The organism is Pseudomonas sp. LBUM1674, assembly GCF_059695635.1.
The window spans coordinates 6,928,407-6,944,472 of the sequence record NZ_CP166779.1 but is presented as its reverse complement, the minus strand read 5'-3'; the positions used below and the strand labels follow the sequence as shown (position 1 = coordinate 6,944,472).

Annotated in this window: 14 protein-coding genes; 9 read left to right on the top strand and 5 right to left on the bottom strand. The window is 60.2% G+C overall.

What is annotated here, in order from left to right; all coding sequences use genetic code 11:
- Nucleotides 1-5: 5 nt before the first annotated feature.
- On the bottom strand, nucleotides 6-1,316 hold the full coding sequence (locus ACA067_RS31925; RefSeq protein ID WP_497460001.1) for an NAD(P)/FAD-dependent oxidoreductase: 1,311 nt from the start codon (nucleotides 1,314-1,316) through the stop codon (nucleotides 6-8).
- Nucleotides 1,317-1,463: 147 nt separating this feature from the next.
- Between ACA067_RS31925 and ACA067_RS31920 the strand changes: the two genes are divergently transcribed.
- Nucleotides 1,464-1,817: a YkgJ family cysteine cluster protein gene (locus ACA067_RS31920; protein WP_497460000.1), complete on the top strand. Its 354-nt coding sequence runs from the start codon at nucleotides 1,464-1,466 to the stop codon at nucleotides 1,815-1,817.
- A gap of 142 nt (nucleotides 1,818-1,959) precedes the next feature.
- Here ACA067_RS31920 and ACA067_RS31915 read toward each other — a convergent pair whose 3' ends face one another.
- Nucleotides 1,960-2,448 carry an Lrp/AsnC ligand binding domain-containing protein gene (locus tag ACA067_RS31915; RefSeq protein ID WP_003176896.1) on the bottom strand — a complete coding sequence of 163 codons (489 nt, stop codon included), beginning with the start codon at nucleotides 2,446-2,448 and terminating at the stop codon, nucleotides 1,960-1,962.
- Nucleotides 2,449-2,604: 156 nt separating this feature from the next.
- On the opposite strand from ACA067_RS31915, the gene dadA reads away from it, so the two are divergent.
- The 6 genes from dadA to ACA067_RS31885 all read left to right on the top strand — a co-directional run bounded on the left by dadA (nucleotide 2,605) and on the right by ACA067_RS31885 (nucleotide 8,759).
- The gene (gene dadA / locus ACA067_RS31910; protein WP_497459999.1) at nucleotides 2,605-3,909 is read left to right on the top strand and encodes a D-amino acid dehydrogenase; all 1,305 of its coding nucleotides are present in this window, start codon (nucleotides 2,605-2,607) and stop codon (nucleotides 3,907-3,909) included.
- Nucleotides 3,881-4,234: a RidA family protein gene (locus tag ACA067_RS31905; RefSeq protein WP_150798715.1), complete on the top strand. Its 354-nt coding sequence runs from the start codon at nucleotides 3,881-3,883 to the stop codon at nucleotides 4,232-4,234. The genes dadA and ACA067_RS31905 overlap by 29 nt, the downstream gene beginning before the upstream one ends.
- Before the next feature lie 122 nt (nucleotides 4,235-4,356).
- Entirely contained in the window at nucleotides 4,357-5,430 is a 1,074-nt protein-coding gene (gene alr, locus ACA067_RS31900) for an alanine racemase (RefSeq protein WP_497459998.1), read from the top strand.
- Nucleotides 5,431-5,556: 126 nt separating this feature from the next.
- Nucleotides 5,557-6,105: a cupin domain-containing protein gene (locus ACA067_RS31895; RefSeq protein WP_008150195.1), complete on the top strand. Its 549-nt coding sequence runs from the start codon at nucleotides 5,557-5,559 to the stop codon at nucleotides 6,103-6,105.
- A 170-nt stretch (nucleotides 6,106-6,275) separates the two neighbouring features.
- Entirely contained in the window at nucleotides 6,276-6,701 is a 426-nt protein-coding gene (locus tag ACA067_RS31890) for a c-type cytochrome (protein WP_305881750.1), read from the top strand.
- Between the two features lie 135 nt (nucleotides 6,702-6,836).
- Complete coding sequence (locus ACA067_RS31885) at nucleotides 6,837-8,759, top strand: acetyl-CoA hydrolase/transferase C-terminal domain-containing protein (protein ID WP_497459997.1); 1,923 nt, start codon at nucleotides 6,837-6,839, stop codon at nucleotides 8,757-8,759.
- A gap of 127 nt (nucleotides 8,760-8,886) precedes the next feature.
- Here the strand turns inward: ACA067_RS31885 and ACA067_RS31880 are convergent, their stop codons facing one another.
- A complete protein-coding gene (locus tag ACA067_RS31880) occupies nucleotides 8,887-9,459 on the bottom strand; it encodes a xanthine phosphoribosyltransferase (protein WP_007934646.1) in 573 nt (190 codons plus the stop codon).
- 57 nt (nucleotides 9,460-9,516) lie between these two features.
- Nucleotides 9,517-11,526 (bottom strand): DNA helicase Rep, encoded by a 2,010-nt coding sequence (gene rep, locus ACA067_RS31875; protein WP_497459996.1) that lies wholly within the window; start codon nucleotides 11,524-11,526, stop codon nucleotides 9,517-9,519.
- Between the two features lie 263 nt (nucleotides 11,527-11,789).
- Here rep and ACA067_RS31870 point away from each other — a divergent pair, with 263 nt between their 5' ends.
- Nucleotides 11,790-13,463 (top strand): putative bifunctional diguanylate cyclase/phosphodiesterase, encoded by a 1,674-nt coding sequence (locus ACA067_RS31870; RefSeq protein WP_497459995.1) that lies wholly within the window; start codon nucleotides 11,790-11,792, stop codon nucleotides 13,461-13,463.
- 43 nt (nucleotides 13,464-13,506) lie between these two features.
- Here the strand turns inward: ACA067_RS31870 and ACA067_RS31865 are convergent, their stop codons facing one another.
- Complete coding sequence (locus tag ACA067_RS31865) at nucleotides 13,507-14,904, bottom strand: NorM family multidrug efflux MATE transporter (protein WP_497462878.1); 1,398 nt, start codon at nucleotides 14,902-14,904, stop codon at nucleotides 13,507-13,509.
- 159 nt (nucleotides 14,905-15,063) lie between these two features.
- Between ACA067_RS31865 and ACA067_RS31860 the strand changes: the two genes are divergently transcribed.
- Nucleotides 15,064-15,984: a LysR substrate-binding domain-containing protein gene (locus ACA067_RS31860; RefSeq protein ID WP_497459994.1), complete on the top strand. Its 921-nt coding sequence runs from the start codon at nucleotides 15,064-15,066 to the stop codon at nucleotides 15,982-15,984.
- Nucleotides 15,985-16,066: the final 82 nt, after the last annotated feature.

The following is a 16,066-nucleotide window of genomic DNA, read 5'->3' as shown; positions in this document are numbered from 1 at the left end:
CCCCATCAGGCCAACTCTTTAAGCCGATGCCACAACATCCCCAACGCCAACAACGGCGAGCGCAAATGCTTGCCGCCCGGAAAGGTAATGTGCGGCACCTGGGCAAACAGATCGAAGCCCCCACTGTGCTGCCCACTGATCGCCTCAGCCAACAACTTGCCCGCCAAATGCGTGGCATTCACCCCGTGGCCGGAATAAGCCTGGGCGTAATACACATTCGGCTGATCCTTGAGCCGACCAATCTGCGGCAGGCGATTGGCGCCGATGCCGATCATCCCGCCCCATTGATAGTCGATCTTCACCCCGGCCAACTGCGGGAAAACCTCCAGCATCTTCGGCTGCATATAGGCGGCGATGTCCTTTGGGTCGCGACCCGAATAATGGCAAGCGCCACCGAACAGCAAGCGCCGATCCGCCGAGAGCCGGTAGTAATCCAGCGCCACCCGTTGATCACAGACCGCCATGTTCTGCGGCAGCAGGGAGTGCGCCAGTTCTTCGCTCAAGGGTTCAGTGGCGATGATGTAACTGCCGGCGGGCAGCACCTTGCCGCTGAGTTCGGGGTTGAGATCATTGAGGTAGGCGTTGCAGCCCAGCACTAGTGTCCTGGCGCGAACCGAGCCCTGGGTGGTATGGACCTTGATCTCGGGGCCGTATTCGATGCGGGTGGCGGCCGAGCGTTCGAACAGTTTCGCCCCCAGTTGCTGTGCGGCGGCCGCTTCGCCCAAGGCCAGATTGAGCGGATGCAAATGCCCGGAGCCCATGTCGATCAGGCCGCCTACGTAACGGTCGGAACCCACTACCGAGTGCATTTCGTTGGCTTGCAGCAACCGGGTTTCGTAACGGTAGCCGAGGCTGCGCAGTTCTTCGGCGTCTGCGGCAAAGCCTTCCAGGTCGCGCGGCTTGTTGGCGAGATCGCAGTAACCCCAGGTCAGGTCGCAGGGAATCTGAAAACGCTCGACTCGTTGTCGGACGATTTCCACCGCTTCCAGCCCCATGAGTTTCATCTGACGCACGCCGTCCGCACCGATCACGCTGGCGAATTGATCGAGACCATGGCCAACGCCGCGAATCAATTGCCCGCCGTTGCGTCCGCTGGCGCCCCAGCCGATCTTGTGCGCTTCGAGCAGCACCACGCTGAGGCCGCGTTCGGCCAGTTCGAGCGCCGTGTTCAACCCGGAAAACCCGCCACCGACCACGCATACGTCCGCCACCAGCTCGCCTTGCAGCACCGGGTGATCAGGCTGCGGCAGACTGCTGGCGGCGTAATAGGAAGCCGTGTGCTGGTTTGGGACAGATTGCTGAGCACGGGCATTCATGTGCGTGTTCCTGATTCGGGTGTATAGAAAATTTGACGGAGCATAAGCCTGACCTTCCGGTACGGGCAACACTGGTCGGTTGTTGCTGTCTGGATCGCGGCTTTTGCGTCAGAATCCCGGTCTATCCCGCATTCGGTCAACGCTTCGATGAGCTGCAACAGTCAGAAAGTTCGCACATTGCGCCAGCAGATTCCCTCGTTCGAGTGCGTGCCCGGTTGCCATGACTGCTGTGGGCCGGTGACCACTTCGCCGGAAGAAATGTCCCGTCTGCCGCGCAAGACCCGGGCCGAGCAGGACGCGGCGATGGATGAGCTCAATTGCGTCCACCTGGGGCCTGACGGCTGCACCGTGTATGACGAGCGGCCGTTGATTTGTCGGCTGTTCGGCACTACCAAGACCTTGCCATGCCCCAATGGGCGGGGGCCGGTGGAGCTGATTCATCCGCGGGTCGAGAAGCAGATTCATGAATACATGGCGTCGACCCGGCAGGTGTTGGTTTAGGCAGCGGCGTTACTTCAGCCGATCCGAGTCGACTCAATCGCGGGCAAGCCCGCTCCCACAAGAACAGTGGTGAACTTGTGGGAGCGGCGGTGCGGCGATCCGACTTGCCCGCGATGGGGCCCGAATAGGCACCGCATAATCTTCAATCCGGAATCGGCAGATTCAAGCTCTCCTTCACCTCTTCCATCACAATATAGCTCTTGGATTCCCGCACATGGGGCAGCTTGAGCAGGATATCGCCCAACAGTTTTCGGTACGAAGCCATCTCGGAAATCCGTGCTTTCACCAAATAGTCGAAATCCCCTGACACCAAATGGCACTCCAGCACGTGAGGCAGTTTCAGCACCGCGCGCCGGAACTCTTCGAAGGTATCGCCGGATTTGTAGTCGAGACTGATCTCGACAAACACCAGCAGACTTCCTTTGAGATGCTGCGGATTGAGCCGGGCGTTGTAGCCCATGATGATCCCTTCGCGCTCCAGTCGCCGGACCCGCTCGGTACAAGGCGTGGTCGAGAGCCCGACTTTTTCCCCGAGCTCGGTAAAGGAAATCCGCCCGTCCGTTTGCAGGATCCGCAGGATGTTGCGGTCGATCTTGTCCAACTCACGTTTGGTCTGAGTGTTGGTACGCATAGGGGATGCGCCTCCGTGAAAAGGGTTTTTGCCGAGAATTGTCGCCAAATATAGGCATTTATATAGTGAAAAGCACTGGCTAATCTTTTTTACACTGCCCTCATCAACGGTCTGAACAACAAACGTCAGCGGCAAGCCGCGATGAGGGATATGAAAATGCGCGTTATGGTCTTGGGTAGCGGCGTCATCGGTACCACCAGTGCTTATTATCTGGCCCGTGCCGGGTTTGAAGTGGTGGTGGTGGACCGTCAGCCGGCTGCGGCCATGGAGACCAGTTTCGCCAACGCCGGGCAGGTGTCGCCGGGTTATGCCTCGCCGTGGGCGGCGCCAGGTGTGCCGCTCAAGGCCATCAAGTGGCTGTTGCAGCGCCACGCACCGCTGGCAATCAAGGCTACCGCCGACATCGATCAATACCTGTGGATGGCGCAGATGCTGCGCAACTGCACCGCCAGCCGTTATGCGGTGAACAAGGAGCGCATGGTGCGTCTGTCCGAGTACAGCCGTGACTGCCTCGACGAGTTGCGCGCCGAAACCGGTATTGCCTACGAAGGCCGCAGCCTCGGTACGACCCAACTGTTCCGCACCCAGGCTCAGCTCGACGGCGCCTGGAAAGACATTGCCGTGTTGAAAGAGTCCGGCGTGCCGTTCGAACTGCTTGACCGCGCTGGCATTGCCCGCGTTGAGCCGGCGCTGGCCAGCGTTACCAACATCCTCGCCGGTGCTCTGCGCCTGCCGAACGACCAGACTGGCGACTGCCAGATGTTCACCACCCGCCTGGTCGAAATGGCTACCAAACTGGGTGTGGAATTCCGCTTCGACCAGGACATTCAACGCCTCGACTACGCCGGCGACCGCATCAACGGCGTGTGGATCGACGGCAAGCTGGAAACCGCTGACCGTTACGTGTTGGCGCTGGGCAGCTATTCGCCGCAGTTGCTCAAGCCACTGGGCATCAAGGCACCGGTGTATCCGCTCAAGGGTTACTCGCTGACCGTGCCCATCACCAACCCGGCGATGGCCCCGACCTCGACCATCCTCGACGAAACCTACAAAGTCGCGATCACCCGTTTCGACAACCGTATCCGCGTCGGCGGCATGGCTGAAATAGCCGGTTTTGACCTGTCGCTGAACCCGCGTCGGCGCGAAACCCTGGAGATGATCGTCAACGACCTTTATCCTCAGGGCGGCGATCTGACCCAGGCGAGTTTCTGGACCGGTCTGCGTCCGACCACGCCGGATGGCACGCCGATCGTTGGCGCCACACCGTTCAAGAACCTGTTCCTGAACACCGGTCACGGCACGCTCGGCTGGACCATGGCCTGCGGTTCCGGTCGTTTGCTGGCTGACCTGATGGCGAAGAAAACGCCGCAAATCAGCGCCGAAGGCCTCGATATTTCCCGTTATGGCAACAAAACCCAGGAGTCCGCAAAACATGTCAATCCAGCGCCAGCTCACCAATGAGCGCATGAGCCAGATCGTTGTCCACAGCGGCACCGTCTATCTGGCAGGGCAAGTCGGCGACGACATGAGTGCCGGGATTGAACAGCAGACCCGTGAAACCCTCGCCAATATCGAGCGTTTGCTGGACTTGGCCGGGACCGACAAGAGCCGTCTGTTGTCGGTGACGATTTACATGAAAGACATTGAAGCGCACTTCGAAGGCATGAATGCGGTCTGGGACAAGTGGCTGCCAAAAGGCGTCGCACCGGCTCGCGCCACGGTTGAATCGAAGCTGTGCGAACCGGAAATTTTGGTGGAACTGTCGGTTGTAGCCGCTCTGCCGTAAGCTCAGAGATAACCACTCTGAGGTAAGTAGTTCAAAACGATCCCTCTCCCGGTGCTACTGGCGGTTATGCCCTCAGCCAGCGCCGGTTTTTCTTCCCATTGACCGACCAGAAGTCTGCCGCCATGCGTCCTGCCCGTGCCCTGATCGACCTTCAAGCCCTGCGTCACAACTACCAGATCGCCCGTGAAGTCACGGGGGCCCGTGCCCTCGCGGTGATCAAGGCCGATGCCTATGGCCATGGCGCAGTGCGTTGTGCCCAGGTACTGGAGGCCGAGGCGGACGGGTTCGCCGTGGCCTGCATCGAAGAGGCCCTGGAACTGCGCGCCGCCGGCATTCGTGCGCCGGTGTTGCTGCTCGAAGGTTTTTTCGAAGCCGATGAGCTGTCGCTGATCGTCGAGCATGATTTCTGGTGCGTGGTGCATTCGTTGTGGCAGCTCGACGCCATCGAAAAAGCTGCGCTGAACAAGCCGATCACGGTCTGGCTCAAGCTCGATTCGGGCATGCACCGGGTCGGCCTGCATCCGAAGGATTATCAGGCGGCCTATCAACGGTTGCTGGCGAGCGGCAAGGTCGCGAAGATCGTGCTGATGAGTCACTTCGCCCGCGCCGATGAGCTGCACAGTCAGGCCAGTTCCGAGCAAGTGGCAGTCTTTGAAGCCGCGCGCCAGGGGTTGTCCGCCGAGATCAGCCTACGCAACTCGCCGGCGGTGCTGGGTTGGCCGCAGATTTCGAGTGATTGGGTGCGTCCGGGCATCATGCTCTACGGCGCGACGCCTTTCGAGGAAGCCAACGCCGTGGCGTCACGTCTGCAACCCGTGATGACCCTCGAATCGAAAGTGATTTGCGTGCGTGAACTGCCAGCCGGCGAGCCGATCGGTTATGGCGCGAAATTCATCACGCCCAAACCAATGCGCGTTGGCGTGGTGGCCATGGGTTACGCCGATGGATACCCGCGTCAGGCGCCGACCGGTACCCCGGTGATGGTCGCTGGACAGCGCAGCCAATTGATCGGGCGGGTGTCGATGGACATGCTCTGCATCGACTTGACCGATGTGCCGCAAGCGGGCCTGGGTTCGACCGTGGAGTTGTGGGGCAAAAATATCCTCGCCAGCGACGTGGCCAAGGCCGCCGACACGATTCCTTACCAGATATTCTGCAACTTGCACCGGGTGCCGAAGCTCTATTGCGGGGCTTAGCCCAAGGCACCCCGGACCGAAAGTCGCCTCGCCGCACAGGATTCAGGCCAAAGTGTTGTAAATACTGAACGCTGTCGCCATGATAACGCTCAATATTCCAATAACCTGAATCCTGGAGGCGCAAGCTTGGACGTCGGTGAACGACTGCAATCCATCCGTAAGCTCAAAGGCCTTTCCCAGCGTGAACTCGCCAAACGGGCGGGCGTCACCAACAGCACCATTTCGATGATCGAGAAGAACAGCGTCAGCCCCTCGATCAGTTCGCTGAGGAAGGTATTGGGCGGGATTCCCATGTCCATGGTCGAGTTCTTTTCCGAAGAGATTCTGCAGGAAAAACCGACTCAGATCGTCTACAAGGCCAACGAGCTGATCGACATTTCCGATGGTGCAGTGACCATGAAACTGGTCGGCCGGGCCCATCCGAGCCGGGCTATCGCCTTCCTCAATGAAATCTATCCGCCAGGCGCCGACACCGGTGACGAGATGCTCACCCACGAGGGCGAGGAAACCGGGATTTTGCTCGAAGGAAGACTGGAACTGGTGGTCGGGCTTGAAACTTTTGTGCTCGAAGCCGGCGATAGCTACTACTTTGAAAGCACCAAGCCGCACCGTTTTCGCAATCCGTTCGATGCGCCGGCGCGACTAATCAGCGCAGCTACACCCGCGAACTTTTAACAAAAGAGGCGCCCTGCCAGCATGGTGGAGGCACCCGAACTGTTTTTCCGTTGCACAACAAGACCCCTTCGACTTTGGGGTTGTTTCAGTGTGGCGGGCTTACCGTTATACTTGCGCCCGCCTGCGAACCGTGGCCGTGGGCGTGACTAGCCACCATTGAGGGTGAACGCGTGAATCTAATTATGAAAATGCTGGCTGCACCAGCAACCGTATTGGCCCTATGGGCAGTCAGCGCTCAAGCTGCGACTAACGACGACATTGCAAAACGCCTTGAACCAGTCGGCAAAGTCTGTGTACAAGGTCAAGAGTGTAAGGGAATGGAAGTGGCCGCTTCTGCGGGTGGCGGTGATGCCAAAACCCCTGACTCAGTGATTGCCAAGCATTGCAACGCTTGCCACGGCACCGGCCTGTTGGGCGCGCCAAAAGTCGGTGATGCCGCAGCCTGGGGCGAGCGCGCCAAGAAGGAAGGCGGCCTTGATGGTTTGCTGGCAAAGGCGATCTCCGGCATCAACGCGATGCCACCTAAAGGCACCTGCGCCGATTGCTCCGATGACGACCTCAAGGGCGCCATCCAGAAGATGTCCGGCCTGAAATAAGGCTTCATCTTCCGCGAAAAAGCCGCTTCCAAGCGGCTTTTTTGTGCGTGCGATTTGCCCTTCGGACTATTCTTTGCAGCAAAGGCCCGGCAAGCCCGGTCCAATCCCGATTCACGGAATGTAAGGGAGGATCAGATGGTGCAGCTGTGTTCTATCGAGCAGGCGGTCGATGACGTGTTGGCACGATTGCCGGCGCATATCCACATGGGCTTGCCCCTCGGCCTGGGCAAACCCAACCACTTCGTCAACGCGCTGTTTCAACGCATTGCACAACTGCCCGAGCGGCAGCTGACCATTTACACCGCCCTGTGCCTCGGCCGCCCTTTGTTAGGCGACGGTCTGCAAAAGCGCTTCCTCGAACCCTTCATCGAGCGGGTTTTCGGCGACTACCCGGAACTGGATTTCCTGGCGGGTCTACACCAAGACAACCTGCCGTCCAACATTCGTATACAACAATTCTTCCTGCAGCTTGGCAGCCTGCTCAACAGTGCACCGGCGCAGCGCGATTACGTCAGCAGCAACTACAGCCACGCCGCCCGGGACATCAACGCTGCCGGCTTGAACCTGGTGGCGCAACTGGTGGCCAGTCACAGCGAGCATCCCGACCGCCTGAGCCTGAGCTGCAACCCGGACATCACCCTCGACCTGTTGCCGATGATCGACAAGCGCCGGGCCGCAGGGGAGACGATCCTGCTGGTAGGGCAGGTGCACAACGACTTGCCGTACATGCCTGGCGACGCGGAAATCGGCTTCGATGCCTTCGACCTGTTGATTGACGAGAAAGACAGCACGACGCTGTTCTCCACGCCGAACATGCCGGTGGGTTTTCAGGATCACTTCATTGGCCTGCACGCCAGCACGCTCGTGCGCGATGGCGGCACCTTGCAGATCGGCATCGGCGCCATGGGTGATGCCCTGACCGCGGCATTGCTGGCTCGACAGGCCGACAACGATGGCTACAAGGCAGTGTTGGCGGACCTCAATCTCAGGCAGTGGGCGCAACTGATCGATCGCGAAGGCGGCGTCGAACCCTTTGCCAAGGGCCTTTACGGCTGCAGCGAAATGTTCGTCAACGGCTTGCTGGTGCTGGCTGATGCCGGGATTGTGCGGCGCAAGGTTTACTCCGATGTACCGACCCAACAACAGGCGAATGCCGGCACCCTGGATGAGGCCGTGCAAACCGACGGTATCTCGGTGCACGGCGGCTTTTTCCTCGGGCCGCGCAGTTTTTATGAGCGCTTGCGAGCATTGCCCCAAAGCAAGCGACTCGAATTCAACATGACCCGCATCAGTTACATCAACGAGCTCTATGGTCAGGAAGAACTCAAGCGTTTGCAGCGTCTCGATGCGCGCTTTATCAATACCGTGTTCACCATGACCCTGTTGGGTGCCGGGGTGGCGGATCAGCTGGAAGACGGGCGGGTGCTCAGCGGTGTGGGCGGGCAATACAACTTTGTGGTCCAGGGCCATGCGCTGGAAGGCGCGCGCTCGGTGCTGCTGCTACGCAGTTGGCGCGAGTCGGGCGGTGAAGTCAGTTCGAACATCGTCTGGGAATACGGTCATTGCACGATCCCGCGGCATCTGCGGGATATAGTGGTGACCGAATACGGCATTGCCGATTTGCGGGGCAAGACCGATGCGGCGGTGATCGAGGCGTTGTTGAATATTAGCGATTCACGCTTTCAGTCAGGCTTGATCGAGCAGGCGCAGAATGTCGGTAAGTTGCCGAAGAGTTTCCGCCTCGATCCTCGGTTTGTGGATAACAATCCTGAGCGATTGCAGGCAATTCAGGCGCGGCATCCGAACCTGTTTCCTGAGTATCCACTGGGGTGTGATTTCACCGCCGAGGAGCGGGACCTGTTGCGGGCGCTGAACTGGTTGAAGAGCAAGTTCAAGCTCACGGAGATTCTGGAATTGGGCAAGGCGGCGCTGGATGCGCCAGAGCCGTTGGCGTTTCCCGGGCATCTGGAGCGGATGCGGCTGACCAATCCGGAAGGGCTGAAAGAGGATTTGTTTCAGCGGTTGCTGCTCACCGGCCTGAAGGCCTCCGCGCCATAACAATCAATACAAAACCCTGTGGGAGCGGGCTTGCCCGCGATGGCGGTGTATCAGTCAACATAGATGTTGAATGTTATGGCCTCATCGCGGGCAAGCCCGCTCCCACAGGTTCAGTGGTGCAACTGGTTTATTCGATGAAGGTCACAACGCCATCCTTCAGCGACTGCACGCGAGCCAGGGACTCAACCCGATAACCCTGCGCATCCAGTTCCGCACGCCCCCCCTGGAACGACTTCTCGATCACGATCCCCAAACCCGCCACGGTAGCGCCGGCCTGTTTGATGATCGAGATCAGCGCTTGCGACGCCTTACCGTTGGCCAGAAAGTCATCGATGATCAGCACACGGTCGCTACTGGTCAGGTGGCGCGGGGAGATCGCCACGGTGCTTTCGGTCTGTTTGGTGAACGAGTAAACGGTCGCCGACAGCAGGTTTTCAGTGAGGGTCAGGGACTGGTGCTTGCGGGCGAAAATCACCGGCACGCCGAGGTTCAGACCAGTCATGATTGCCGGGGCTATGCCCGAGGCTTCGATGGTGACGATCTTGGTAATGCCCGAGTCCTTGAACAGCGTGGCAAATTCATCGCCGATCAGCTTCATCAGGGCCGGGTCGATCTGGTGGTTCAGAAAGGCGTCGACTTTCAGGACCTGGTCGGAAAGCACGATGCCTTCTTCGCGAATTTTCTTGTGCAGTGCTTCCACAGCAGCTTCCTCTATTGGCGCTACGGGCGCCGAAAGTAGATTAAAAAGTGTTCAATTCTAGCGCTTTAACATCGCGCGTATATCCGCCAATGCCGTATTGCCGCGAACGGCTTTGACTTCGCTCGGGGTGTCGTCATTGCCTTCCCAGGCCAGGTCGTCCGGCGGCAGTTCATCGAGGAAACGGCTGGGTGCGCAGTCGATGATCTCGCCGTATTGCTTGCGCTTGGCGGCGAAGGTGAAGGCCAGGGTCTGACGTGCGCGGGTAATTCCGACGTAGGCCAGGCGGCGTTCTTCCTCGATGGTGTCGGCTTCGATGCTGGAGCGGTGCGGGAGGATTTCCTCTTCCATGCCCATGATGAACACGTAGGGAAATTCCAGGCCCTTGGAGGCGTGCAAGGTCATCATCTGCACGCCTTCGGCGCCGTCTTCCTCTTCCTGCTGACGTTCCAGCATGTCGCGCAGCACGAGTTTGCCGATGGCGTCTTCGACGGTCATCTCGCCTTCTTCGTCTTTCTCGAGCGTGTTCTTCAGCGCCTCGATCAGGAACCACACGTTACCCATGCGGTAATCGGCGGCCTTGTCGCTGGAGCTGTTGGTGCGCAGCCAGTTCTCGTAGTCGATGTCCATGACCATGCTGCGCAGGGCGGAGATTGGGTCTTCGCCGGCGCACTGCTCGCGGACCTTGTCCATGAAGCGCTTGAAGCGCGACAGGCGATCGGTGAAACGGGCATCCAGGTGTTCGCCCAGGCCGATTTCGTCGGTGGCGGCGTACATCGAGATTTTGCGTTCGGTGGCGTAGTTGCCAAGCTTTTCCAGCGTGGTCGAACCGATCTCCCGGCGTGGGACGTTGATCACCCGCAGGAAGGCGTTGTCGTCGTCCGGGTTCACGATCAGGCGGAAGTAGGCCATCAGGTCTTTCACTTCCTGACGACCGAAAAAGCTATTGCCGCCGGACAGACGATACGGAATCTGGTGGTGTTGCAGCTTCAGTTCGATCAGCTTGGCCTGGTAGTTACCGCGGTACAGGATTGCGAAATCGCTGTATGGCCGATCCGTGCGCAGGTGCAGGGTCAGCAGTTCCACGGCCACGCGTTCGGCTTCGGCGTCTTCGTTGCGGCAACGGATCACGCGGATTTCGTCGCCGTGGCCCATCTCGCTCCACAGCTGCTTTTCGAATTCGTGCGGGTTGTTCGAGATCAGCACGTTGGCGCACCGCAGGATGCGGCTGGTGGAGCGATAGTTTTGTTCCAGCATCACCACTTTCAGGGACGGGTAATCGTCCTTGAGCAGCATCAGGTTTTCCGGGCGTGCGCCGCGCCAGGCGTAGATCGACTGGTCGTCGTCGCCCACTACGGTGAACTGATTACGGGTGCCAATCAGCAGCTTCACCAGCAAATATTGGCTGGCGTTGGTGTCCTGATACTCGTCCACCAACAGGTAGCGGACTTTGTTCTGCCACTTTTCAAGGATGTCGGCATGTTCCTGGAACAGTTTTACCGGCAGCAGGATCAGGTCGTCGAAGTCCACCGCATTGAACGCCTTGAGCGTGCGCTGATAGTGGGTGTAAACGATGGCGGCGGTCTGTTCCTTGGGATTGCGCGCATTTTCCAGGGCTTCGGGCGGCAGGATCAGGTCGTTTTTCCAGGAGCCGATCATGTTCTTGATCTCGTCGACACCGTCGTCGCCCGAGTATTCCTTCTGCATGATGTCGGTCATCAAGGCTTTGACGTCGGTCTCGTCAAAGATCGAAAAGCCCGGCTTGTAGCCCAGGCGAACATGTTCCTTGCGGATGATGTTCAGGCCCAGGTTGTGGAAGGTGCACACCGTCAGGCCGCGGCCTTCGCCGCCCTTGAGCAGGGTGCCGACCCGTTCCTTCATCTCGCGCGCGGCCTTGTTGGTAAAGGTCATGGCGACGATGTACTGGGCGCGAATGCCGCAGTTCTGGATCAAGTGCGCGATCTTGCGCGTGATCACGCTGGTCTTGCCGGAGCCCGCGCCGGCGAGCACCAAAAGAGGGCCGCCGACGTAGCTCACGGCTTCTTGCTGCCGGGGATTGAGTCGGGACATACGAAATAAGGGAGTCGGTTGCGAAATGGGCCGGCATTTTAACAGGCTCAGCGAATTGTGCTGCTCTCTCCGACTTGTGACGCAGCGCGCGTTCTCCAATTGCCGGTTTTGTTACTTTCACGCAGGATGATCGCTGAGTTTGCGACTAAAGTTCGAAAATTCGAATTCAAGGCTGCGTTAGACAACCGATGTCATTTGGTCATTGGTGACCGGCGCTGCATAATGCCCGCCGCCTACATCATTGCAGAGTCTGGGGAGCCAGCTTGTCTACGCCTGTCGAACCCTTGCGTTTGCTGCTGCTGGCCGAAGAGCCGGGGTGGGCGGCGTTATTGCGCGAGTGTCTGGCTCCGATGGGGAGCTCAACCGTGCTGATCAGCGCGCCGAGCTGGGAGTCGGTCAGCCGTCTGTTCGATGACAACCGCAGCGCGGTGTTATTGACGATCCCGGCGCTTGCGCCTCTGCCGGGTCGTTGCAATCTGCCGACGGTATTGCTGCTCGAACATGAGCCGCTGTCGCCGCCCGATGGTGTGAGCGACTGGCTGGTGCGCGATCTGCTGGATGCGGGCATGCTGCGCCGTTGCCTGCGCCATGTGCGTGAGCGCGGCGTGCTGGAAAACACCCTGCAGCGCCTGGCCGAGCAAGACCCGCTGACCGGCATCGCCAACCGCCAGGGGTTCCAGACCTTGCTGGCAGCGCGCCTGGCGGAAAACGAAGGCCGCGGCCTGGCGCTCGGCCACCTCGACCTCGACAACTTCCGTCATGCCAACGACTCCCTCGGCCATCAGGCCGGTGACCGATTGATCCTGCAAGTGGTGGCTCGGCTCAAAAGCCAACTCGAAGCCGGCGATCAACTGGCCCGGTTGGGCAGCGATGAATTTGCCTTGCTGATCGACACCCGTCGCGCGCCCGAACGCGCCGAATGGATGGCCGAACGCATCACCGAAGCACTGGCCGAGCCCTATTGGATCGACGGCGAAAGCCTGCTGATCGGTTCCAGTCTCGGTATTGCCCACGCCCGGGCCCAGGCCGGGGCCGACCCGCTGATGTGGCACGCGCACATTGCCATGCAGCAGGCCAAGAGCACACAGGGCTGCACCTTTCATATCTTCAACGAACGCATCAATCGCAATGCCCGCAGCATGGCTGACCTCGAAAGTGAGCTGCGCCGGGCCTTGCGTCGCGATGAGCTGGAGTTGCACTACCAACCACGGCTGAACCTTGCGGACGGGCATATCGTCGGCCTCGAAGCCTTGGTGCGCTGGCGGCATGCGGAACGCGGCTTGCTGCCACCGAGCGAATTCGTGCCGCTGGCCGAGCAAAGCGGTTTGATCGTGCCCCTGGGTTACTGGGTGATTTCCCGCGCCTTGCGGGACATGCAGGCGCTGCGCGAACGGGGTTTGCCGGCGTTGCACATGGCGATCAACCTGTCGTTCCGACAGTTCCAGGACAGCCAATTGCTGTCGACCCTGAGCCGGCTGATTGCCGAGCGCGGCGTCGAGGCGCAGTGGCTGGAGTTCGAACTGACCGAAACCGCGGTCATGCGCCGCAGTGATCTGGTGAAACAGACCATGGATGCCCTGGGGCGCCTGGGCGTACGCTTCTCCCTGGACGACTTCGGCACCGGATTCTCTTCGTTCGTGCACCTCAACAGCCTGCCGATTGCCTTACTGAAGATCGACAAGAGCTTTGTCGGCGGCATGGAACAGCGCGAAGAAAATCGCAAACTGGTGCATGCGATGATCAATCTGGCGCACAACCTCAATCTCGAAGTGGTCGCCGAAGGGGTGGAAACGCCGGAGCAGTTGCATCTGTTGCGCGGGTTTGGTTGCGATCAGGTGCAGGGGTACCTGATCAGCAAGCCGTTGCCGTTGGCGGACCTGGTTGAGTATCTGAGCTTTGGCAGCGGTCAGCAGCCGGCACTGGAAGTGGTGGTTTAAACACGGACAAAATGTGGGAGCGGGCTTGCTCCCACAGGGGATCTCAATCCGGCTGGGCGATTTGGAAACTCGCCCCTGACGAAGGCTCCCGCCGAATCATCCGCTTCATCTTCCACTCAAACGCCAGCGTCAGGCTCACCGCCGCACACGCCAGCCCCAGCGCCAGGCCCCACCAGACGCCCGTCGGGCCCCAGTTCAAATGGAAGGCCATCCACCAGGCGGCCGGCGCACCAATCAGCCAATAGCAACCCAGCCCGACCAGGAACGTGGTCTTGGCATCCTTGAGTCCGCGAATGCAGCCCATGGCGATGGTTTGCGTCCCGTCGAACAGCTCGAACCACGCCGCCACCGCCAACAGGCTCACGGCCAGGTCGATGACCTCGCGGAATGCCGGGTCGTTGTGGTCCAGGAACAGGCCGATCAACTGATTCGGCAGCAGCCAGAAGACCATCGCAAAGCCCAGCATCGCCGCCGCCCCGAAAGCAATCCCGACCCGCCCGGCCAGCCGCGCGCCCAACAGTTGCCCCGCACCGTAGTGCTGGCCGATGCGCATGGTGATCGCATAGGAAAGCCCTGCCGGAATCATGAACGCCACCGAGACGATCTGCAGGGCGATCTGATGCGCCGCCAGTTGCGTACTGCCCATGGTGCCCATGCACAACGCGGCGAAGGCAAACAGCCCGACTTCCACCGCATAGGTGCCGCCAATGGGCAGGCCGAGGCGCCACAGTTCCCGCAGATACTGACGGTTGGGCCGCGACAGGCCCTGGCGCAGTGGATAAGCATCGTAGGCCGGATGCCGACGGATGTGCAGCGCGAGCGCCAGCGCCATGAGGTTGGCAACGATCGCCGTCACCAGGCCGATGCCCACCAGACCCATTTTCGGCAAGCCGAACATGCCGGTGATCAACGCGTAATTGAGCAGGAAGTTGGCCACCGTGCCGCCGAGGCTGATGACCATCACTGGCGTCGCCCGGCCGATGGCGCTGGTGAAACCGCGCAGGGCCATGAAGCTCAAATAGCCGGGCAGGGCGAACGGCAGGATCAACAGGAACTGCCCGGCCGCCTCGACGTTGGTTTCGGTCTGGCCGAACAGCAACAGTACCGGTTTGAGGTTCCACAGCAGCAAACCCGCCACCAGCGCCATCAACCACGCCAGCCACAAGCCGGCCTGGGTCAGGCGCGCCGCACCGACGATGTCGCCGGCACCCTGACGGATCGCTACCAGGGTGCCGACCGCCGCAATGACGCCGATGCAGAAGATCGACACGAACGAATAACTGGCTGCACCAAGGCCACCGCCAGCGAGTGCCTCGGGGCTCAGGCGCGCCATCATCAAGGTGTCGGTGAGGACCATCAGCATGTGCGCCAACTGCGAGGCAATCAACGGCCCCGCCAGCCGCAGGATGGCCCAGAGTTCAATACGCGCTGGATGCTGCATGGTCATCACGCTCGATCGTCAAAGAGAACAGGGGGAGCGTCGATTCTCGGCGCTCTGCGGGGTTTTCACAAAGGGATAAAAAGGATGGGTGGCATGATTAAAACTCATGCTTATGAGTTTCTGATAACTTGGTGTCATTGCGCTGTAGGAGCCTTCCTGATGTCTCGTCGTCTTCCTCCCTTATATGCCCTTCGCGCATTCGAAGCGGCGGCACGGCATAGTTCATTTACCCGCGCCGCCGAAGAGTTGTCGATCACTCAGAGTGCAGTCAGCCGGCACATCCGAACGCTCGAAGAGCATTTCGCCTGTCGGCTGTTCCACCGCAGCGGGCGCAATTTGCAACTGACCGAGTCAGCGCGGCTGATCCTGCCCGGCATCCGCGAAGGCTTCACGGCCCTGGAGCGGGCCTGCAATACGCTGCGCGCCGAGGATGACATCCTGCGCATGAAAGCGCCGTCCACCCTGACCATGCGTTGGCTGCTGGCGCGGCTCAGCCGTTTCCGGCATCTGCAACCGGGCAACGAGGTGCAACTGACCAGCGCCTGGATGGACGTCGACTCGGTGGACTTCAACCATGAACCCTTCGACTGCGCCGTCATCCTCAGTAACGGGAATTTTCCTCCGGACTGGGAGGCCAGTTTCCTGTTCCCGGAAGAGCTGATTCCAGTCGGCGCGCCGAATCTTCTGAAGGATCAGCCGTGGGACGTAGCACGCCTGGCCAATGCCGAACTGCTGCACCCGACCCCTGATCGTCGTGACTGGCGCAATTGGCTGGAGCGCATGAGCCTGACCGATCAGGTCTCGCTCAAGGGCGGGCAGGTGTTCGATACGCTGGAGCTGGGCATGATTGCCGCCGCCCGAGGATACGGCGTGTCCATGGGTGATCTGCTGATGGTAGCGGAGGACGTTGCCCAGGGACGCCTGAGTCTGCCGTGGCCGACGGCCGTCGCCAGTGGTGAGAAATATTACCTGGTCTGGCCGAAAACCCGACCGGGTGGTGAGCGTATGCGCCGGCTCAGCGATTTCCTGCAGGGCGAAGTGCGGGCGATGGAGTTACCGGACGTCGAGCGCTTGGGCTGAATCGAGGCGGCTTTGCTTCCACCATTGATTTCGGTGGTCACACATTTTGTGTTCGCCGCAGATACCCTGTGGGAGCGAGCCT